The sequence below is a fragment of the Rhodanobacter sp. UC4451_H18 genome (assembly GCF_052978225.1).
This window is the reverse complement of record NZ_CM129663.1, coordinates 160,427-181,419: the sequence shown is the minus strand read 5'-3', so window position 1 is coordinate 181,419 and position 20,993 is coordinate 160,427. Positions and strand designations below refer to the sequence as shown.

The window sequence follows — 20,993 nt, the reverse complement described above, 5'->3', positions numbered from 1 at the left end:
GCCCCACGGCGCGATGAGGATCAGGGCGTGACGACGGGCTTCAGCCTGGAATCCGGCCGCGCGATCGCATACATCGCCCAGCTGATCTGCTTGAGCAGGCCGTGGTGGTCCTCGCCGATCCAGTACAGGTTGCCGTGGGTGCGATCAGGCAGGAAGCGGAACTCCGTCTTCGCTCCCAGGCCATCGAGCACGGCCTTCAGCTTGTGCGCGGAACCGTCGAGATAGAACGTGTCGGCCGTGCCCACGTAGAGATGGATCTTGCCGTCCAGGTCGGGCTTCAGCTGCGGCCATTGCTGCTGCAGGCGGTGCGCGATGTCGTAGTGATCACGCCAGTACGCCACCACCGCCGGGTCGACGGCGCCGGTGTCGCGATCGAACATCGGCACGGGCCGGCCATCCTCACCGCGCGGCGAGAATACCCACTCGAACGACGCCAGCTGGCCGCCGTAGCTGCCCAGCACGCGTTCGAGTTTCGCGAACTGCTCGAAGGTGCCCAGCACCTTGTCGTGGTTGCGCACCAGCGGGTAGGCCGAGCCGTCGGGCCGGCGGTAGACGTTGGCGTGCGGCGCGTAAAGATCCACGCCGGTGAAATCGTGAAAGTCACTCGGGTCGGGCGAGGTCGACCAGGTGCCTCCGAACAGCTTCGGGTAGCGCGTCTGCAGCCACAGCGTGGCCCAGCCGCCGGAGGAGTGGCCGTTGAGGAAGCGGCCGTTGGCATCGCCATCCATGCGGTAGTGCGCTTCGAGATGCGGGATCAGCTCGGTGGTCAGCGCCAGTCCCCACGGGCCGTTGTTGACCGAGTCGGCAAACTCGTGGGTGCCGGTGGGGCTGGACTCGTCGAGGAACACCCAGATCATCGGCGGCATCTGCTGCTTCGCCATCGCGGTGTAGACGGTGACGACCGGGCCGATCACGCGCTCGTTGTTGCCGCCGAAACCCTGCGTGTAATAGACGGTCGGGTAACGCGCGGCAGCCGCGGCGTCGTAGCCGGGCGGGGTCAGCACCCAACCGCGCATGTGGATCGGCCGGCCCCAGAACGCACTCAGCGACGGGCTGGTGAAATCGACCAGGTGCGCGTGCGGGCGTACCGCCGCCACACGTTCGCGCAGGTCCGGCGGGGCCGAATCCGGCACGGCCCAGGGATCGCCGTCCGTCGGCAACGCTTTCGCCAGGACCAGTTCCGGCACGCCGGTCGCCGGCAGATGCAGCCTGACCACGTCGCTGACCAGATCGCCGGCACCACGCCCGGTGTAGTTGTAGTCATGGTTCACGTCGAGCACGGCCTGCACCAGGTAATCGCCCGGCGGCAGCTGCGACCACTCCGCGGGATACGCCATGCGGTTGGTGTCGATGTCGATGGCCTGCCCCGGCGCCCAGTGGTCCACCTCGCGCGCGGCCACGCTGGTCACCGTGCCGCTGAACGGATCGGCGTCGACCGACTCGACCACGCTGCTCTTGCCCTTGGACTCCGCTTCGGCCGCCGCCTGCGCCGCCTTGGCATCGACCGCGAACAGCAGCAGCCGGCCCGAAGTCGCTTGCGTGCTGGCCGCGCCCAGTTCGACGCGGATGTAGCGATGTTCCAGCGCCTTGTCGCTGCGTGCCTGGGCAACGCCGACGAGCAAGCCGAAAGCCAGCAGGATCGCCCCGGCGTGACGACGATGATTCATGTCCCTTCCCCTTCGGCGTGGACGCCGCGAACGGCGCCGTGATGGATCACTTGCCTGCTGACGCCCCGGTGGCGGCCTCCACCGGCACCAGTCGCAGGTCCTGGAAATCGAAACTGAAATCGGTCAGCGGCGAGATCGGCTGCATGCGCACTTCACGGATCTTGCCGTCCATGTCCAGCGCGAAATCGACGAAGGCATCGGCGTCCAGCGAGCGGTCATCCCAGCGCACGGTGAAGCTGTCGTGTTGCCACGGCGTCAGCGTGCCGACCAGCTGTTCGGTCTTGCCGAAGCGCATGCGCAGCTTGCCGCGCTCCTGGCTGATGATGACGTCGCCGTACCACGGGTCGCGATAGGTGCCGGCGTAATCGGCCAGCGGCAACGAAGGTTTGCTGCGCTTGTCGCGCGCCTGCTCGTGCTTCGCCACGCTGTCGTCGGCCTTGGCCTGGGCGTGCTGCACGGCCTTCTCGTACACCGCCACCCAGTCGGTCTTGTGCGACGGGTTGAGGTACGCATCCAGCACTCGGTACGTCACCGCGTTGAACGCGGCGCCGGACTGCTGGTTGGTCAGCACCACCACGCCGAGCTTCAACGAGGGCACCATCGTCACGCGCGAGACGAAACCGGGCCAGCCGCCGGTATGCCAGACCAGCTTGCGGCCCTGGTATTGGCCGAGGAACCAGCCTTCGCCATAGCCGTAATAGTCCGGTGTCAGCGGCTCCAGCTCGGGGATCGACGCCTTCCTGATCGGTATCGGCGTCAGCATCGACCACATCTCGTGGTGGCTCTTCTCGGAGAACACGCGCCGCGGCTTGCCGTCGGCGCCCACGGTCGGCAAGGCGCCGCCGGCCAGTTGCACGTTCATCCACTTGGCCAGGTCATGCACGCTGGAGTAGATGCCGCCAGCGCCCGGATCATTGAGCCAGGCCATCGGCGGCACCGGCTTGATGTCCTTGAACTCGTAAGGGGCATGACCGGCAGCCACGTCCATGCCGGGCTTCAGGTAAGTCATGTCGATCAGCGACTCCTCCATGCCCACCGGCTTGAACAGGTGCTCGCGCACGTAATCGGCATAGCTCTGGCCGGAAGCCTGTTCGATCACCAGGGTGGCCACCGCGAACAGGATGTTGTCGTAGGCGTAGTGGCTGCGGAAACCGTTCTTCAGCGGCACCTTGGCCAACCGCTCGACCACTTCCCTGGTGGTGTACGAGGACGGCGGCCAGTACAGCAGATCACCCGCGCCCAGACTCAGGCCACTGCGGTGCGCCAGCAGGTCGCGAATGCGCATCTCGTGCGTCACGTACGGATCGGACATGCGGAACCAGGGCAGGTGGTCGATCACGCGGTCGTCCATGTCCAGCTTGCCCGCGTCGGCCAGCTGCTGCAGCGCCGCGGCAGTGAAGGCCTTGGTGTTGGAGGCGATCGCGAACAGCGTGTGCGCGTCGACCGGGTCCGGCTTGCCCAGCTCCTTCACGCCGAAGCCGCGCTCCATCACCACCTTGCCGTTCTTGACGATGGCCACCGCGATGCCGGGCACCTCGAAGGTCTTCAGCGTATCCGCCATGTAGGCGTCGAAATCCTGCAGCTGCGCCGGCAGCAGCGGCTGCACGATGTCGCCGGTCGATACCGGCGGCGGCAGCTGCTGCGTGGCCGGGGCCTGCGCCAGCGCCGACGCGCCGAGTACCAGCAAGGCATGGCCGGCCAACAGCCGGAACGACAGCGCACGCACGGACCCGAATCGCTGGACCATCGAAGTTCTCCCCCAGGGCGACGACCCGCGCACTATCGCGAGAAATCGCCCGCAAGGCCAGCCCGGCATCCAACTCGACGCCGGCCGCGCAAGCCGCGATCATGCGCGGATCGGCAAGCGAAACAAGGATCGCAATGAACACGCTGGCGGAATGGATTGCGCTGCACTCCCTGCTGCTGTGGGCGCTGCTGTTGTTGCTGGCCTTGCTGGCCGGCGACCTGGCCTGGCGGCGCAACGCGCGCTGGCAGCGGCGCGCTGCGCTGCTGGGCCAGGCGCCGACGATGCTGCGCTGGCGCACGGGCCTGCTGCTGTGCATGGTGCTGGGGTTGTTCTTCGGCGGCCTCGCGCTGGCGATTTCCGGCCAGCCGACGACCGGCCTGGACGGCTTCGACGCCAGCCTCGCCGCCAGCCTCCGTGCCCATCTGCCGGTGCCGGCGCTGCGCGTGATCGCCGCCATCACGCATCTGGGCGACACCTTGTGGGTCGCCAGCGCGGCGGCCGTGGTGCTGCTCATCCTGCTGCTGCGACGCCAGTGGACGCTGGCGGCGAGCTGGAGCGTGGCCCTGCTCGGCATCCTGCCGATCAACGGCGGGCTGAAGGCGCTGTTCCGCCGTGCCCGCCCGATGCACGACCACGGTTTCATCGTCGAGCCGGGCTGGAGTTTCCCCAGCGGGCACGCGTTCGGCGCGATGGTGTTCTACGGCATGCTGGCCTACGTGCTGCTGCGGTTGACGCCGCGCTTCCATCGCGCGGTCATCGCCGGCGCCGTGCTGATGGTCGGGGTGATCGGCGTCAGCCGGATCCTGCTGCAGGTGCATTACCTCAGTGACGTGATGGCCGGTTATGCCATCGGCGCGGCGTGGCTGGTGCTGTGCATGGGCACCTCCGAATGGCTGCGCCACCAGCCCGGCGGGGCCACGCCATGAACAAGCACGGCACGATCCGCGTCGGCATCGGCGGCTGGACCTACGCACCGTGGCGCAACAACTTCTACCCGACGAAACTCGTGCAACGGCGCGAGCTGGAATACGCCAGCCGCCAGCTGCGCGCGATCGAGATCAACGGCACCTTCTACGGCGCGCAGAAACCGGCCACGTACGCGAAGTGGGCGGCGGAAACGCCGGACGGTTTCGTCTTCTCGCTGAAGGCGCCGTGCTACATCACCGAAGGCAAGCGGCTGGCCGACACCGGCAAGGGCATCGGCGGATTCATCCACGGCGGCCTCGTCGAGATGGGCGACCGGCTGGGGCCGATCCTGTGGCAGCTGCCGCCGTCGCGACGGTTCGATGCCGACGACGTGGCGGCCTTCCTGGACGCCCTGCCGCGCGAGTTGAACGGGCACCCTCTGCGCCACGTGCTGGAAGTGCGCCACCCCAGCTTCGCCTGCGCACCGTACGTGGAACTGGCCCGCGCACGAGGCGTACCCACCGTGTTCACCGACTCGACCGAGTACCCGTCGCTGGCCGATCTCACCGGCGACTTCGCTTATGCGCGCTTGATGCGCAGCGTCGACGGCATCCCGACCGGCTACGCCCCCGACGCGCTCGACCTCTGGGCCACGCGTGCACAAGCCTGGGCTGCCGGCGAGGACATCGCCGACCTTCCGCACGCGGCCGCCGTGCAGCCACGAGGCAAGCCGCGCGACGTGTTCGTGTTCTTCATCAGCGCCGCCAAGCACCGCAACCCGGCCGCCGCGATGGCGCTGCAATCACGCGTGGATTCGGCGCCGCAGGGCGGGCGCGATCGCTCGGGCGCCGCCACGTGATCTGCAGGAGTGCCCCCTGCATCAGGCAGGGCGGTAGTGGTCGACTTCGCGATAACGCTTGGCGTACAGGCCGAACGCCAGCGCAGCGAGCAAGGCGAAAGCGGCGAAGAAGAACATCTGGAACGCGGTGACGCTGAGCCCGCTGTGGGCGATCGAACCGATCACGCTTTCGTTGCGCACCGCCGCGTTGGCCAGCAGCACCCACAGGTTGCCGACCGTGGTGGTGAGGTTCCAGAAACTCATCACCACGCCCTTCATCGAGGCCGGCGCCTGGCTGTAGGCGAACTCCAGACCAGTCGCGGAGACCAGCACCTCGCCGAAGGTGAGCAGCGCGTACGGCAATACCTGCCACACGATGGACAGCGGATCGCCGCCGTCGATCACCACCTGCAGGCCGCCCACCACGATCCAGGCCAGGCCGCTGAACGCGATGCCGGCGGTCATCCGGCGCAGCGCGGTGGGCTCGTAGCCGAGCCGGCGCAACAGCGGGTACAGCACCAGGTTGTTGAACGGGATCAGCAGCATCACCAGCAACGGATTCAGCGCCTGCATCTGCGCCGGCCGGAACCAGGACGGCATCGTCATCTCGCCACCCTGGATCACCCAGGTCGAGGCCTTCTGGTCGAACAGCGAGAAGAACGGCGTGGTCAGCGCGAAGATCACCAGCACGCGCAGCACGTTGCGTGCGCCATCGACCGCAGCGTCCGGATGCGCGCCGCGTGCGCGATCCATCTGCAGCCAGGCGCCGCCGCCCACGCCGCCGATCAGCACCACCAGCGCGATGCATGCGGCGATCACGAAGCCGAGCGACGGCACCAGCGCGAACGACGCCAGCGCCACCACCACCGCGACCACCGCCAGCCACAAGCCCGGCCGCGTCTGACCCGGCCGCTGCGTCAGCAGCGCGGTACGGACCACCCGCGAAAACGCGTGCTGGTCCGGCGGCCCCGGCGGCACCATCACGTACTGCTTGCGGCCCAGCCAGAACACCACGGTGGCGACGAACATCAGGCCCCCGGGAATGCCGAACACCACCGCCGCGCCGAAGTGGTGCAGGAACAGCGGCATCAGCAGCGAGGCGAAGAACGAGCCGAAGTTGATGATCCAGTAGAACGCGTCGAACACCATCTTCGCCAGGTGCTTGTTCGACTGGTCGAACTGGTCGCCCACGAACGACGCCACCAGCGGCTTGATGCCGCCCGCGCCCAGCGCGATCAGGCCCAGTCCCGCGAAAAAGCCCAGCCGGTTGTCCTCGAAGATCGCCAGGCAGGCGTGACCGGCGCAATAGACGAGGCTCATCCACAACACGGTGTTGTACTTGCCGAAGAAACGGTCGCTGATCCAGCCGCCCAACAGCGGGAAGAAATACACGCCGATCACGAAGGTGTGGAACACGTCCTTCGCCGCCAGCATGCGCTGGCCCTCGGGCAGGTACAGCAGCAAGCTCGTGATCAGGAACGGAGTGAGGATGTTGCGCATCCCGTAGAACGAGAAACGCTCGCAACCCTCGTTGCCGATGATGTAGGCGATCTGGCGCGGCAAGCGGCCGCGATCATGGTCGGAGGTGGTGCTCATCCGGGCTCCGGAAGTCGGGTGGGCAGCGCACGCGCTGTATCGAGGCGAAGGCGGAGTGTGCGTAATTTCCTTCGATGAAGGAAGCCTGCAGCCCCGTTCGGCCCTGCTAAGCTCGCCTCGCCACCGCCTGCCGCGAGAACCATGCGCCGTATTCGACCGCTGCTGTTGCTGCTGATCGCCATCGTCGCCGTGCTGCTGTGGCAGCGCCACGGCGAAGCGCCGGGCGCGCCTGCCGGCTCCCCCGGCAACCCTGTCGCCACGCGCGTGGCACCGGCGGACGACGCGATGGCATCGCTGCCGCCGCAGGCGCGCGCGATGGTGCAGCGGATCGCCGCCGGCGGTCCGTTCGAGCACCGCCAGGACGGCGCCGTGTTCGGCAACTACGAAGGCTCGCTGCCCAAGGAGCCACGCGGCTACTACCACGAGTACACGGTCGAGACTCCGGGCGCGCGCAACCGCGGCGCGCGGCGCATCGTCACCGGCGGCACGCCGCCGGAAGTCTGGTACTACACCGACGATCACTACCGCAGCTTCCGTCGCTTCGAGGTGGCGCGATGAGCGCGGACCGTTTCGACCTGGACCTGACCCGGCCCGCGCTGAGCGGCGTGTATTTCGTCGGCGTCGACGATCTCGATCGGCTGGCCCGCATCGCGGCGCGTGACGATTTGCACGTGTGTCGCACCGACCTTGCCGGCTGCCACGACAAGGATGAACTGCTGCACCGCCTGGCGGTGTCGTTGCAGCTGCCGGCCAGCTTCGGTCACAACTGGGACGCGCTGGCCGACTGCTTGCGCGATCTCGGCTGGCTGCCGGCGTGGGGCCACGTGCTGTTGTTCGAGCACGTCGACGACTTGCGCGCGACGGCCAGCCGCGACTACGAGATCCTGCTCGGCGTGCTGGACGACGCCGCCACCTTCGGCGCAGAGCACGACCATCCCTGGTTCGCCTTCCTGGCGCTGCCCGACAGCGCGTTCGAGCACGCCTATCCTTCCGCCTGAGCGCGGACCATCCCTCCCCACGGCAAGACCATGCAGACCATCGAATTTGAACTGGAAGGCGGCTACGTCGAACTCAACATGCTGCTGAAGCTGGTCGGACTGTGCGACAGCGGCGGCGCCGGCAAGGCGATCGTGGCGAGCGGCGCGGTGAAGGTCGACGGCACCGTGGAACTGCGCAAGACCTGCAAGATCCGCGCAGGCCAGTTCGTCACCCTCGACGACGTGGAAATCCACGTGCTGGCCGACCCGCTGGGCGACGAAGACGGCCGCCCGTCGGCCGGCGGGCACCGCTGAATCAGGCGCGCGGCAAGCCTTGCGGGCGATCGCCGAGCGCCTCGACCGCGGAAGCTGGCAGCAGGAATTCACCTTCCATCACCTCGCGCAGCTCGGCCACGTCGCGCAGTTGCCGGCGCTCCGGCTCCTGGCCATCGCGACGGATGGTGAACTCGTAATCGAGCAGGCCCAACCGTCGATCCGCGGTGGTGCGGCCGAGCAAGAGATGGCTGACGAAGCGCGAGGCCGGGTGGCTCGACACGTAATGATTGGCCACCACGTAATCGACCATCGGCACCGCGCGCAGATCAAACCGGTACAGCGTGCGCCACTGGCCATGCGCCAGCGACTGCATGCGCCACTCGCCATCGCGTTCCAGCAACCGGAAGGGTTCGTGCGCGGTGGCCTGCCGGATATCCGGCAGCAGCCGCAGCGCACCGGTGAGCACGTGGCCGCCGAAGCCGACATCCGCCAGCCAGCTCTCGCCCTCCAGCTCGACGCGCAACAGCATGTGGCTCTGCGGGGTTTGCGTATCCTCCGGATGACCCCACAGCACGCGGGCGATCAGGCCGCTCACCTCGAAGCCGATCTCGCGCAGCATCGCTTCGAACAGCAAGTTCTGCTCGAAGCAGTAGCCGCCACGGCCCTCGTCGACCAGCTTGCGCTGCAACGCCGCCAGACCGAGATCAACCGGCCGGCCCATCAGCGGATCGAGGTTGGCGAACGGGATCGTGGCCACGTGCGCGATGGCCAGCCCGCGCAGGGTCGGCAGATCCACCCCGACCGGGCCGGACCAGCCCACGCGGCGCAGGTAGGCGTCCAGATTGACGGCGTCAGGCATGCAACCCTCCAGCGAATTCGCCGCCCATGGTAGCGCCGCACCGTCGCGAGGTAACCGCCGCCCTCCCGTCGACGAATGATGGGTTGAGTGCGTCCGCACGCCATCGTCAGCGAGGTTGCCCATGATCCGTCCACGCCGCCTGTTTCCGTTTGCCGCCGCGCTCCTGCTCGCCGGCCTCGCGGCCTGCCAGCCCGCCGCGGCTGCTCATGAAGGCGTGCGCCTGCCCTCGCCCGTCGTCGATGCGGCGCCTTCCACCGCGCACGACGAGGTGGCCGTGCTCGCCGGCGGCTGCTTCTGGGGCATCGAGGCGGTATTCGAGCACGTGAAGGGCGTGCGCAAGGTCACCGCCGGCTATTCCGGCGGGACCGCCAGCACCGCCCACTACGATGAGGTCAGCGGCGGCGACACCGGCCACGCCGAGTCGGTGCAGGTCGAGTTCGACCCGTCCCGGGTCAGCTACGGCACGCTGCTGCAGGTGTTCTTCTCGGTCGCGCTGAACCCCACCGAGCTCAACCGGCAAGGACCGGATCGCGGCACCCAGTACCGCTCGGTAATTTTCTACGGCAACGACGAGCAGAAGAAGATCGCCACCGACTACATCGCCCAGCTGACGGCGGCCCATGCGTTCGCCGCGCCGATCGTCACCCAGGTGGTTCCGCTCACGGCGTTCTACCCGGCCGAGGCCTATCACCAGCACTATTACGACCTGCACCCGCGCAACCCGTACATCGTGATCAACGATGCGCCCAAGGTGGCCCACCTGCAGCGGCTGTTCCCCGAGCTCTACCAGGCCGCTTTGTAGGGGCGCGCTCGTGCGCGATGCTCTTCGTGACGCAACGAAAAGGCATCGCGCCCAAGGGCGCTCCTGCGACAGGGGTCGCCTTGCGTGTGACGGCACGACCCCCATGTCGGAAGCTTCGCGCACCGTCCGCGCCTTCCGGCGACCTCCCACGTGCCACCCCACGCCACTCCTCCCGAGCCACCGAAGGAACTCGCCCGCAGCTTCCTGGGTGTGTTCCGCTACAGCGGTCGTGCGCTGGAACTGGTCTGGAGCACCAGCCACGCGCTGACCGTCGCGCTGGCCGCGCTCACCCTGGTCGCCGGCCTGCTGCCGGCCGGCATCGCCTGGGTCGGTGCGCACATCGTGGACGCGGTGGTGGCCGCCAGCCGCCTCTGGGCCACAGACGGCCACGCGCCGCTGCGATCGGTCTTCGAATGGGTGGCGCTGGAAGGCGTGCTGGTGGCGGCGCTGGCCGGCGCGCAACGCGGCCTGTCGCTGTGCCAGTCGCTGCTGCGCGCGCAGCTCGGCCAGCGCGTCAACGTGATGATCCTGGAAAAGGCGCTGAGCCTGGAGCTGGCGCACTTCGAGGATTCGGAGTTCTACGACAAGCTCACCCGCGCCCGGCGCGAGGCATCGAGCCGGCCGTTGTCGCTGGTCACGCGCACGTTCGGGCTGGGCCAGAACGCGATCTCGCTGCTCAGCTACGGCAGCCTGCTGTTCCAGTTCTCGCCGTGGGCGGTGGCGGTGCTGCTGCTGGCCGGCCTGCCCTCATTCTTCGCCGAGACCAAGTTCTCCGGCGACGCGTTCCGCCTGTTCCGCTGGCGTTCGCCGGAAACGCGCATGCAGCTGTATCTGGAAACCGTGCTGGCGCGCGAGGACCACGCCAAGGAAGTGAAGCTGTTCGGCTTGGGCCCGCTGCTGCTGCAACGCTACCGCGACATCTTCCACACCCTGTACCGCGCCGACCGCGACCTTGCCGTGCGTCGCGACAGCTGGGGTTTCGTGCTGGGTTTGCTGGGCACGCTGGCGCTGTACGGCGCCTATGCGTGGATTGCCGCCAGCACCGTGATGGCACGCATCACCCTGGGCCAGATGACGATGTATCTGGCGCTGTTCCGCCAGGGCCAGTCGGCGGTGTCGGCGATGCTGTCGGCGATCGGCGGCATGTACGAGGACAACCTCTACCTCTCCACCCTGTACGAATACTTGGAAACCCCGGTGCCGCCGGCCACCGGCATGGCACAGCGCGGCGCGCGGCCCGAGGACGGCATCCGCTTCGAGCAGGTCAGCTTCACCTACCCCGGCGCCGGCGAGCCGGCGCTGCGCGACATCGACCTGCACATCCGCCCAGGCGAATCGCTGGCCCTGGTCGGCCAGAACGGCTCGGGCAAGACCACCCTGATCAAGCTGCTCACGCGCCTGTACACGCCCGACAGCGGCCGCATCCTGCTCGACGGCACCGACCTGCGCGAGTGGGACGAGAGCGTGCTGCTGCAGCGCATCGGCGTGATCTTCCAGGATTTCGCGCGCTACCAGATGCGCGTGGGCGAGAACGTCGGCGCCGGCGACGTCACCCACTTCGACGACGAGGCGCGCTGGCGCGAGGCCAGCGACAAGGGCATGGCCAGCGACTTCATCGACAGCCTGCCGGCCGGCTTCGATACGCAGCTGGGCAAGTGGTTCAACGACGGCCGCGAACTCTCCGGTGGCCAGTGGCAGAAGATCGCCCTGGCCCGCGCCTTCATGCGCTCACGCGCCGACATCCTGGTGCTGGACGAACCCACCGCCGCGATGGATGCGCAAGCCGAAGCCACCATCTTCGAACACTTCCGCGAACTTTCCGGCGGCCGCATCGCGATCCTGATCTCGCACCGCTTCTCCACCGTGCGCATGGCCGACCAGATCATCGTGATCCAGGACGGCCGCATCATCGAACGCGGCAACCACGAGCAGCTGATGGCCAAGAACGGGCACTACGCGCATCTGTTCTCGTTGCAGGCGCAGGGGTATCGGTGAGCCCCTGACGACCGCGACACCAACTCAGTCGTAGTAGCCGGGTGCGAACACGAGCACGCTTTCCGACGGCAGTTTCGGATCCTTCGCCGCATGCGGGGCGTAAAGGCTTATCCCCAGCGCCAGGGAAATCGCCCCGTCGACCTCGCGCTCCAGCTGTGGGTCCTTGGATTTCAGGTACTTCACGGCCTCGTCGAAACCCATGCCCAACAAGTTCATGCCGTAGAGTTCCGGCGCTGCAGGCGGGGCGAGTTCGATCGCCTCAAGGTGTCCAGCCTTGTCGTAAATCGCGAACAGCCCCAGGTCGGCGAAGTGGTCACTCGGACAGGCGGCGTCCGGGGTTCGCTTGAACGAGTTGAACCTCGCATGCAGCAGCGCCCTGACTTGCGCCGCGGACATCCCGAAGACAAGACGACCCACACCCTTCTGCGAAGTGATCACGCGCTCCATCGGCCCCTTGCCTCCTGCAACGCCTGATCACTTGAACAGCAGTTTGCGCAAGCGAGTCCGCACGCGTACTGAACTCCCGCCCAAAAAGTCACCGAAGATGTTCGTCAGCCGCGTCGAGTGCGCCGCGACAGGAAACCCGCATCGCCGTGTTCAACGCAGGCCTGCAGCGCTGATCGGCACGGTCACCGTCGGCGAAGGCTTTTTCAACGAAGCATCACCGTCGCCCATTGCCACCGATACCATGCGGCCACCGTCGACATACTCGATCTCCCGCGTGTCGCTGGTGAACACCGTACGCGGCTTTCCGACCTGGCCGATGGTGGCCTGTGCAGCCAGGTCCAGCTGCAACATATGTGCAATTTCGGCGCCGCTGGCCTGCATCGCGGCCTTCAGCGCCTCTCCATGATCGGCTGCCCAGGCACCGGCCAGATACTGGGCGCGGGTATCGGCATCCCATATGGGCGAAGCCGCCTGCGCCAGCCGCCTGCGGTGCTCGACCTGCTCCTGGTTGATCTTCGTGCGCAAGCGCGCCGCCTCCGGGTCGCGCCGATTCAGGTCGGCATTGGCTTTTGCGATGTCGTCATCCACATGCAATGCGAAATAACGCTGATTTTCCTGCGCTGTCATGCGTTTGCTGTCTTCGGCGGTTTTCCGCGGCGCTACCTGCCGCTTCGACTGATAGACGAGCATGTTCCGGTAGATCGGTTTGCCGGAGTCTGCGCCAGTGCCTTCGATCGACACGAGCGAGATCACCTGCAAGGCGGAGAAATCCGGCGTCATCGAGTACGTGGTTTTCACCAGCAGGCGACGGGGAACGGAGGCCGGCGCGGTTGCCACCATCTTGAAATCACCGAAGCGCGCCGGTTGCAGGATCAACGCCTGCCGCAACGAGTCGCTCAATGCCGATCTTGCGTCAAACCCCTGCAAGGCTGCGCGCAGCGGCTGCACGTGCTCCTCGGCAAATCGCTTCGCCTCCGCCTTGATCTCCGCATTGACTATCGCCATGCCAAGCGCGCCACCGGCCGCGGCGGCCATGATCGGCACGCCTGGCCCCGCGATCACGTTGGCACTGGCGGCAGTAAACGTGTCTTGCGCAGCCAGACTGTCCTGATCGATCACCTCGACCACGGACACTGGTTCGAGCTCGTGCAGTTGCGCCGCGCTCGGCCGTATCACCTGTGCTTGCTGTGCGCAGCCGGCCAGCCCCATCACCGCTGCCATGGCAACGGCCCAATTGACCCCTCGGTTCATGCTGTTCCCCTGATGATTTGACGGTCGGGCTGCGCCGTGTCCGCAACGACATGGCGAGTCGACGCGCAACTCTAGTCCCGCGTTGCGCGTGACGACAAGCGATGCCTGGTCGCAATAAATTGCGCCTCGGCGTCACCGAGCCACGCGGGCGTCAGCGGGGTCAGCTCGACCCCGAGGCCATCCAGCGCGAAGCCAATTGCCGCTTTCCCCAAGCGCCCTTTTTTGGTCATGACGTCGGGGACGTGACCAGCAGGCGCCAAGCGCCAGGCGGCGTGCCTGTTGTGCGTCGGCTTGACCCTGCCCGCCCGAGCCCCGCATGCTTTGTGTCTTGTCTCGCAGAAAACACCCGCATGAGCAGTCGCTACAACGCCGTCGACATCGAAGTCCTCTCCGGCCTGGACCCGGTCAAGCGCCGGCCGGGCATGTACACCGACACCACCCGCCCGAACCACCTGGTGCAGGAGGTGGTGGACAACTCGGTGGACGAGGCGCTGGCCGGGTACGCCAATGCGATCGAGGTGGTGCTGCATGCCGACGGTTCGGTTTCGGTCAGCGACAACGGCCGCGGCATGCCGGTGGACATCCATCCCGAGGAAGGCGTGTCGGGCGTCGAGCTGATCATGACCCGGCTGCATGCCGGCGGCAAGTTCAGCGGCAAGAACTACAGCTTCTCTGGCGGCCTGCACGGCGTTGGCGTGTCGGTGGTCAACGCGCTGTCCGATCGGGTCGAGGTGACCATCCGTCGCGACGGTTCGGAATACGCGATGGCGTTCGAGCATGGCGACAAGGTCAGCCCGCTGGAAGTGGTCGGCAGCGTGGCGAAGAAGCGCAGCGGCACCACGCTGCGTTTCTGGCCCGAGGCGAAATACTTCGACTCGCCGAAGATCTCGCTGGGCAAGCTCAAGCATCTGCTGCGCGCCAAGGCCGTGTTGTGCGCGGGGCTCGACGTGAAACTCACCGACGAGGCCAACGGCGAAGTCGTCGAATGGCGTTACGAGGACGGCCTGCGCGACTACCTGCGCGGAGAACTGAACGGCAACGAGCTGCTGCCGACCGAGCTGTTCGTGCACCAGATGGCGCGCGACGCCGAAGGCATGGAGGTCGCGCTGGCCTGGCTGCCCGAGGGCGAACTGGTCCAGGAAAGCTACGTCAACCTGATCCCCACGATGCAGGGTGGCACCCACGTCAACGGCCTGCGCTCAGGCCTGACCACCGCGATCCGCGAGTTCTGCGACATCCGCAACCTGCTGCCGCGCGGCGTGAAGCTGGCACCAGAGGATGTGTGGGAGCGCATCGCCTTCGTGCTGTCCGCGCGCCTGCAGGACCCGCAGTTTGCCGGCCAGACCAAGGAGCGTCTTTCGTCGCGCCACGCCGCCGGGTTGATCGAGAACGTCATCCACGATGCCTTCAGCCTGTGGCTGAACCAAAACATAAACATAGGCGAGCGCATCGCGCAGCTGGCGATCGAGCGTGCCAGCGCGCGCTTGAAAGCCGCCAAGCAGATCGTGCGCAAGAAGATCACCCAGGGCCCGCAACTGCCCGGCAAGCTCGCCGACTGCACCGCCACCGACCTCACCCGCACGGAACTGTTCCTGGTCGAGGGCGATTCGGCCGGCGGCAGCGCCAAGCAGGCGCGCGACAAGGAGTTCCAGGCGATCCTGCCGCTGCGCGGCAAGATCCTCAACACCTGGGAAGTCGAGTCGACGTCGGTGCTGGCCTCGGAGGAAGTGCACAACCTCGCCGTGGCGATCGGTTGCGATCCGGGCAAGGACGATCTGTCCGGACTGCGCTACGGCAAGGTGATCATCCTGGCCGACGCCGACTCCGACGGCCTGCACATCGCCACCCTGCTTTCGGCATTGTTCCTGCGGCATTTCCCGCGGCTGGTCAGCGAGGGCCACGTGTTCGTGGCGATGCCGCCGCTGTTCCGCGTGGATGTGGGCAAGCAGGTGTTCTATTGCCTCGACGAGGGCGAGAAGGAAGCGATGCTGCAGCGGATCGAGCGCGAGAAGATCAAGGGCGCAGTCAGCACCACCCGCTTCAAGGGCCTGGGCGAGATGAATCCGCCGCAGTTGCGCGAATCCACCATCCACCCGGACACCCGCCGCCTGGTGCAGCTGACCGTCGACGACGATGCCGGCACGGCGAAGCTGATGGACATGCTGCTGGCCAAGAAGCGCGCCGGCGACCGCAAGGCGTGGCTGGAGGAAAAGGGCGACCTGGCCACGCTGGAAGTTTGAGCGCGGCGACAGCGCTAAGATGCGGCCATCGAACGCGAGCGACGCCATGTCCCTGACCCCGCCCCTCAACTTGCAGCGCTGGATCGACGAGCACCGCCACCTGCTGAAGCCACCGGTGGGCAACAAGTGCATCGTCGACGGCGACTTCATCATCATGATCGTCGGCGGCCCGAACGCGCGCACCGATTATCACTACGACGAAGGCCCCGAGTTCTTCTACCAGCTCGAGGGCGAGATCACGCTGAAGGTGCAGGACGACGGCGTGGCCCGCGACATCCCGCTGCGCGCCGGCGAGATCTTCTACCTGCCCGCACGCGTGCCGCATTCGCCCAACCGCGCCGCCGGCTCGATCGGACTGGTGATCGAGCGCCGCCGCCTGCCCGGCGAAAAAGACGGCCTGATGTGGTTCTGCGAGCAATGCAACCACAAGCTCTACGAGGAGTATTTCTCCCTCGCCAGCATCGAGCAGGACTTCCCGCCGGTATTCGAGCGCTTCTACCGCTCGACCGACGCACGCACCTGCAGCGAATGCGGCCACGTCCATCCCGCACCGGAGAAATACACGTAGGGCGAGCACGGCCCGCCGTTGCCACGCACGAATCGGTCCGGCGTTCGGTATCGCGTAGTTCCCCAGCGATGGCTGTGGGAGCGCACCTTGTGCGCGATGCTCTTGGGCCTTGGCCGAAAGGCATCCGCACAAGTTGCGCTCCTACATTTTCATCAGCCACTTGCGCGCCATCCGCCGCAACGACGCGTCGAGCGTCTCGTCGGCGGCAACTTCGTTCACCGGTCGCCATGCCAACGCGTGCGATTCGGCATTCACCACGAACGATTCGTCGGCGCCGGCATGCACCACGTAACGCACGTCGTAATGCCAATGCTCCGGTTCGTTCCCGCGCGCCGCGATGCGATGCCGGTCGATGTCGAAAATGTCGCCATCGATACGAAGGCCGGTCAGGCCGGTTTCCTCTTCCGCTTCGCGCAGGGCCACACGCCCGAGGTCCGTGTCGCCATCGGCATGGCCGCCCGGCTGCAGCCAGCGATCCAGCTTGCGGTGATGCATCAGCAAGACACGGCCGCCATCGGCGCTGACCAGCCAGGCCGAGCCGGTGAAATGGGCCACCGGGTTGCTGCGCTCGAAAGCATCCGCGTGTGTCTGCGCGAAATCCTCGAACTGCGCGACGACGTCGGCGTCACCCTGCCATTGGTCACGGTAGCGACGAAGGGCCTGGATGAGACTGCTTGCGGACTCGCCCATGGGCACCTGCACGCGTGAAAGAAAGTGGGCGCGGCATGTTTCGCCGCAACATGGACGAAGCTTGTACAACCTTCGTCGCATGGGATATGTTGGCCCGCCATTGTCCAGCCTGTCCACGCACGCCGCCATCGCGCGGAAAGGACAGGAAATCCATCCGAGGGGAACCCGATGACAAAAGGTCTTTTTGCCACCCACGGCATCGAGGCGATGCCTCATGTCGACGCCGGCGAGCCTGTCGAGGGCAGCGGTACCGGCGAGGTGACACTGAAACGCGCACTGACCGCGCGTCACCTGGTGATGCTCGGTATCGGCGCGGTCATCGGCGCCGGCATCTTCGTGCTCACCGGCACGGCGGCGGCGCAGTTCGCCGGTCCGGCGCTGGTGATCAGCTTCCTGATGGCCGGTTTCGCCTGCGCACTGGCCGGTCTCTGCTACGCGGAGTTCGCCGCGATGCTGCCGGTATCGGGCAGCGCCTACTCCTATTCCTACGCCACGCTGGGCGAGGTGGTCGCCTGGTTCGTCGGCTGGAACCTGGTGCTGGAATACCTGTTCGCCGCCTCGACCGTGGCGGTGGGCTGGTCGGGCTACTTCAATGAAATGCTGCGCATGATCAGCGCCTGGATCGGCGTGGATGTCTCGCTGCCCGCCGCACTGGCCTCGGCACCACTGACCTTCGACGCCAGCGGCCACCACATCATCGCCACCGGCACCCTGATCAACCTGCCGGCGGTGGCCATCGTGGCGGCGATCAGCTGGCTCTGCTACCGCGGCATCACCCAATCGGCCACGGTCAACGCGATCATCGTGGCGATCAAGGTCATCGTGATCCTGCTGTTCCTGGCCGTGACGTTCCATTACCTCAACCCGGATCTCTGGCACCCGTTCATCCCGGAGAACGAGGGCGGCGCCAAGTACGGCTGGAGCGGCGTGATCCGCGCGGCGACGCTGGTGTTCTTCGCCTATATCGGCTTCGACGCCGTATCGACTGCCGCGGGCGAGGCGAAGAATCCGCAGCGCGACATGCCGATCGGCATCCTCGGCTCGCTGGCGATCTGCACCCTGCTCTACATCGCGATGTCCGCGGCGCTGACCGGCCTGGCCCCCTACACCGAACTCAACACGCCCGAGCCGGTGGCCACCGCGCTCAACTACGTGCTGGGCAACGTGCCGGCCGGCAGCAGCGCCAGCCATATCCTCGGCACGCTGAAGATCCTGGTGGTGTTTGCCGCGCTGGCGGGTCTCAGCTCGGTGGTGCTGGTGATGCTGATGGGCCAGCCGCGCATCTTCTATTCGATGTCGCGCGACGGCCTGCTGCCGCCGCTGCTGGGCAAGGTGCACAAGAAGCACCGCACCCCGTACGTGGGCACGGTCATCGTGGGCGTGATCGCCTCGGTGCTGGCCGGCCTGTTCCCGGTCGACGTGCTCGGCGACCTGGTTTCGATGGGCACGCTGCTGGCGTTCACCACCGTATGCATCGGCGTGCTGGTGCTTCGCCACACGCGCCCGGATCTGCCGCGCGCATTCCGCGTGCCATTCGTGTGGGTCGTCTGCCCGCTCGGCGCGGCGGCCTGCCTGTTCCTGTTCTGGCAGGCGTTCGTGGTGCGCTGGTGGCTGATCCTCGGCTGGACCGCGATCGGCTTCCTGATCTACGGCTTCTACGGTTACCGCAACAGCAAGTTGCGCCAGAACGCCCACTGACCAACCCGCGGCCGGCGCCTCCAACGCCGGCCGCGACGCTTTTGCTGCTCTCCGCCCCGGCCACGAAGACTTTCCCATGCTCAGCCAGTTGCTCGCCCGCAAGACCGATTTCAGCAACGACGACCACGCCCACGGTCCGGGCCTGCGCCGCACGCTGGGGCCGTGGGGCATCACGGCGCTGGGCATCGGCGCGGTGATCGGCACCGGCATCTTCGTGGTCACCGGCACGGCCGCGGCCGAACATGCCGGCCCGGCGGTGCTGATCTCCTTCATCATCGCGGCGATCTGCAGCGGCTTTGCGGCCTTGTGCTACGCCGAGTTCGCCACCTTGATCCCGATCTCCGGCAGCTCCTATTCGTACGCCTATGCGTCGCTGGGCGAACTGGCGGCCTGGTTCATCGGCTGGAACATGGTGGCGGAATACGGCATCTCCGCCTCCGCCGTGGCGGCGAGCTGGACCGGCTACTTCACCAGCCTGCTCGATCATATGGGACTGCACCTGCCGGTGGCGCTGACCGAAGCACCGCTGGCCTTCACCAAGGGCGAACTCGTGGTCACGGGCCACCTGTTCAACCTGCCCGCGGTGGCAATCGTGATGGCGCTGACCTGGCTGTGCTACATCGGCATCCGCGAATCGTCCAGCCTCAACGCGCTGATGGTGCTGGTCAAGGTCGGTCTGATCATCATCGTGGTGGTGGCCGGCTACCGCTACGTGAACCCCGAGAACTGGCACCCGTTCATCCCCGAGCCGCAGGGCGACGGCAAGTACGGCTGGTCCGGCATCATGCGCGGCGCGGCCATGGTGTTCTTCGCCTACATCGGCTTCGAGGCCACCTCCACGGCGGCGCAGGAATGCAAGACACCGCAACGCGACCTGCCCTTCGGCATCCTGGTGTCGCTGGTGATCTGCACCGTGCTCTATCTGGCGATGGCCGCGGTGCTCACCGGGCTGGTGCCGTACACCCTGCTGGACACCGCCGAGCCGGTGGTCACCGCGGTGGCCGCGCATCCGGAGCTGGACTGGCTGCGCCTGATCGTCGAGATCGGCGCCATGATCGGCCTGTCGTCGGTGATCCTGGTAATGATCATCGCGCAGCCGCGCATCTTCATGATCATGGCGCGTGACGGCATGCTGCCGAAAGTGTTCGCCAAGGTGCATCCGCGTCACCGCACGCCGCACATCAACACGTTGATCACCGGCAGCATGATCGCCTTGCTGGCGGCCGTGTTCCCGCTCGACCTGCTGGCCAACCTCACCTCGATGGGCACGCTGATCGCGTTCTCGGCGGTGTGCGCCGGCGTACTTATCCTGCGCTACACCCTGCCCGACCTGCCGCGCACCTTCCGCGTGCCGTGGGTCTGGTTTACCTGCCTTGCCGGCGTGGCGTGCTGCTTCGCCCTGCTGTTCAGTCTCGACTGGTTCAACTGGGCGATCCTGGGCGGCTGGACCCTGCTGGGTTTCGCCATCTACTTCCTCTACAGCCGCAAGCACAGCGTGCTGCATCAGGCGGCCAATCAACCGTCCGTGACGAAATTTCAGTGATATTCGCTTAAGATCGCTGAAAATACTTCATAAGCACACAAGTCACGCAAACGTCGCGATTCCACCATTCTCGTCAGAACATGCGAACTTGAATGTAAAATGCGTGTTATATGATTGATTTTAAATAGCTTGTCGGTGCGCCATCGCGGCGAGTTGCATCCGGGGTCGCCCATTCGCCGAACGCGGGAGTATGATCCCCAGTCCGAGGGTAAATCACTTGGCAGTGGGCCCCGGATCGCGGCCCGGCCCGTCAGGCAAAGCAGCTCCTCAGCCTGACGTCGCCGGGCCGCACTTTGTCCAGCATCCGCGCATCCATCACCGGCTCGTCCGCGGAATCCGCCCCATGAAATGAAAAGGCCGGCGAGATCGCCGGCCTTGCAGAGCTTGCCGCGTGGCGGTCAGGCTTTCTTGGGGGTGTGCGACACGCACCAACCTTTCGCGTTCACCGACTTGCCCGGGAACAGCTGGCACGGGCCGCGGCCAGTGGGGCCACCGGAGTAGAACTGACAGTTGGCGCAATCGTCGCCGGCCTTGTGCTTGGGGTTGGTGGACTTGGTGGTGTCCTCCACGTAGTCCAGGGCCTTGGCGGTCGGATCGTCAGGGCCCAACGCCGGCAGGTCGGCGGCACGCGCGAACCGCGGCAGGCCCCCCATCACCACGGCTGCCGCCGTGGTCCCTGCGGCCACCTTGAGGAACCGGCGACGCGATTCGATATCTTTGTCGTTCGACATGGCACATGTCTCCATTGGGTTGCAGCCGACGCACCCTGCCCCGGCCCCTCGGCGATGGTACGCCCGGTCACGCAATCTTTCCTGACTCGCGAGAATGGCTCTCATTCCGGCAAGAGCCGCTGGCGCGGCGTGTTATCATCGATCACTCATTTGGACGTCCAA

General features: G+C 66.6%; 19 protein-coding genes. 11 read left to right on the top strand and 8 right to left on the bottom strand.

The annotated features are described in order from the left end of the window. Window positions 1-20: 20 nt before the first annotated feature. Window positions 21-1,667, bottom strand: a complete 1,647-nt coding sequence (locus ACVCMG_RS00945; RefSeq protein ID WP_447100197.1) for an alpha/beta hydrolase — start codon at window positions 1,665-1,667, stop codon at window positions 21-23. A gap of 46 nt (window positions 1,668-1,713) precedes the next feature. Next, window positions 1,714-3,414, bottom strand: a complete 1,701-nt coding sequence (locus tag ACVCMG_RS00940; protein WP_447106235.1) for a serine hydrolase — start codon at window positions 3,412-3,414, stop codon at window positions 1,714-1,716. 134 nt (window positions 3,415-3,548) lie between these two features. Between ACVCMG_RS00940 and ACVCMG_RS00935 the strand changes: the two genes are divergently transcribed. Both ACVCMG_RS00935 and ACVCMG_RS00930 read left to right on the top strand, forming a co-directional pair. Next, the gene (locus ACVCMG_RS00935) at window positions 3,549-4,340 is read left to right on the top strand and encodes a phosphatase PAP2 family protein (protein ID WP_395118953.1); all 792 of its coding nucleotides are present in this window, start codon (window positions 3,549-3,551) and stop codon (window positions 4,338-4,340) included. Beyond that, a complete protein-coding gene (locus tag ACVCMG_RS00930) occupies window positions 4,337-5,179 on the top strand; it encodes a DUF72 domain-containing protein (protein WP_447114680.1) in 843 nt (280 codons plus the stop codon). Before ACVCMG_RS00935 ends, ACVCMG_RS00930 begins: the two co-directional genes overlap by 4 nt. A gap of 21 nt (window positions 5,180-5,200) precedes the next feature. On the opposite strand, the gene ACVCMG_RS00925 is transcribed toward ACVCMG_RS00930, so the two are convergent. After that, window positions 5,201-6,754 (bottom strand): POT-type proton-dependent oligopeptide transporter, encoded by a 1,554-nt coding sequence (locus tag ACVCMG_RS00925; RefSeq protein WP_447114679.1) that lies wholly within the window; start codon window positions 6,752-6,754, stop codon window positions 5,201-5,203. Between the two features lie 141 nt (window positions 6,755-6,895). On the opposite strand from ACVCMG_RS00925, the gene ACVCMG_RS00920 reads away from it, so the two are divergent. From ACVCMG_RS00920 to ACVCMG_RS00910, 3 genes are read left to right on the top strand one after another with little or no spacing between them, the layout of a single operon-like run. Next, window positions 6,896-7,312: a ribonuclease domain-containing protein gene (locus ACVCMG_RS00920; RefSeq protein ID WP_447106237.1), complete on the top strand. Its 417-nt coding sequence runs from the start codon at window positions 6,896-6,898 to the stop codon at window positions 7,310-7,312. Further along, on the top strand, window positions 7,309-7,752 hold the full coding sequence (locus ACVCMG_RS00915) for a barstar family protein (protein WP_447114678.1): 444 nt from the start codon (window positions 7,309-7,311) through the stop codon (window positions 7,750-7,752). Before ACVCMG_RS00920 ends, ACVCMG_RS00915 begins: the two co-directional genes overlap by 4 nt. Before the next feature lie 30 nt (window positions 7,753-7,782). Then, window positions 7,783-8,046 (top strand): RNA-binding S4 domain-containing protein, encoded by a 264-nt coding sequence (locus tag ACVCMG_RS00910; RefSeq protein ID WP_395118963.1) that lies wholly within the window; start codon window positions 7,783-7,785, stop codon window positions 8,044-8,046. A gap of 1 nt (window position 8,047) precedes the next feature. Here ACVCMG_RS00910 and ACVCMG_RS00905 read toward each other — a convergent pair whose 3' ends face one another. Next, entirely contained in the window at window positions 8,048-8,866 is an 819-nt protein-coding gene (locus tag ACVCMG_RS00905) for an arylamine N-acetyltransferase family protein (protein WP_447114677.1), read from the bottom strand. A 121-nt stretch (window positions 8,867-8,987) separates the two neighbouring features. Here ACVCMG_RS00905 and msrA point away from each other — a divergent pair, with 121 nt between their 5' ends. After that, complete coding sequence (msrA, locus tag ACVCMG_RS00900) at window positions 8,988-9,668, top strand: peptide-methionine (S)-S-oxide reductase MsrA (protein WP_447098718.1); 681 nt, start codon at window positions 8,988-8,990, stop codon at window positions 9,666-9,668. A 150-nt stretch (window positions 9,669-9,818) separates the two neighbouring features. Beyond that, window positions 9,819-11,663, top strand: coding sequence for an ABC transporter ATP-binding protein (locus ACVCMG_RS00895; protein ID WP_447114676.1), 1,845 nt, complete (start codon window positions 9,819-9,821; stop codon window positions 11,661-11,663). Window positions 11,664-11,687: 24 nt separating this feature from the next. Here the strand turns inward: ACVCMG_RS00895 and ACVCMG_RS00890 are convergent, their stop codons facing one another. Beyond that, the gene (locus tag ACVCMG_RS00890) at window positions 11,688-12,110 is read right to left on the bottom strand and encodes a hypothetical protein (RefSeq protein ID WP_447106241.1); all 423 of its coding nucleotides are present in this window, start codon (window positions 12,108-12,110) and stop codon (window positions 11,688-11,690) included. A gap of 150 nt (window positions 12,111-12,260) precedes the next feature. Continuing rightward, window positions 12,261-13,361 (bottom strand): hypothetical protein, encoded by a 1,101-nt coding sequence (locus ACVCMG_RS00885; protein ID WP_447106242.1) that lies wholly within the window; start codon window positions 13,359-13,361, stop codon window positions 12,261-12,263. A 350-nt stretch (window positions 13,362-13,711) separates the two neighbouring features. On the opposite strand from ACVCMG_RS00885, the gene parE reads away from it, so the two are divergent. After that, on the top strand, window positions 13,712-15,601 hold the full coding sequence (parE, locus tag ACVCMG_RS00880; RefSeq protein WP_447114675.1) for a DNA topoisomerase IV subunit B: 1,890 nt from the start codon (window positions 13,712-13,714) through the stop codon (window positions 15,599-15,601). A 46-nt stretch (window positions 15,602-15,647) separates the two neighbouring features. Beyond that, window positions 15,648-16,169: a 3-hydroxyanthranilate 3,4-dioxygenase gene (locus ACVCMG_RS00875; RefSeq protein WP_447106244.1), complete on the top strand. Its 522-nt coding sequence runs from the start codon at window positions 15,648-15,650 to the stop codon at window positions 16,167-16,169. A 141-nt stretch (window positions 16,170-16,310) separates the two neighbouring features. On the opposite strand, the gene ACVCMG_RS00870 is transcribed toward ACVCMG_RS00875, so the two are convergent. Then, on the bottom strand, window positions 16,311-16,859 hold the full coding sequence (locus tag ACVCMG_RS00870) for an NUDIX hydrolase (RefSeq protein ID WP_447115426.1): 549 nt from the start codon (window positions 16,857-16,859) through the stop codon (window positions 16,311-16,313). A gap of 168 nt (window positions 16,860-17,027) precedes the next feature. Between ACVCMG_RS00870 and ACVCMG_RS00865 the strand changes: the two genes are divergently transcribed. Continuing rightward, complete coding sequence (locus tag ACVCMG_RS00865) at window positions 17,028-18,557, top strand: amino acid permease (RefSeq protein WP_395118979.1); 1,530 nt, start codon at window positions 17,028-17,030, stop codon at window positions 18,555-18,557. A gap of 76 nt (window positions 18,558-18,633) precedes the next feature. Continuing rightward, window positions 18,634-20,100, top strand: coding sequence for an amino acid permease (locus ACVCMG_RS00860; RefSeq protein ID WP_395118981.1), 1,467 nt, complete (start codon window positions 18,634-18,636; stop codon window positions 20,098-20,100). 398 nt (window positions 20,101-20,498) lie between these two features. Here the strand turns inward: ACVCMG_RS00860 and ACVCMG_RS00855 are convergent, their stop codons facing one another. Continuing rightward, window positions 20,499-20,831 carry a high-potential iron-sulfur protein gene (locus ACVCMG_RS00855; protein WP_395118983.1) on the bottom strand — a complete coding sequence of 111 codons (333 nt, stop codon included), beginning with the start codon at window positions 20,829-20,831 and terminating at the stop codon, window positions 20,499-20,501. Between the last annotated feature and the right edge of the window lie 162 nt (window positions 20,832-20,993).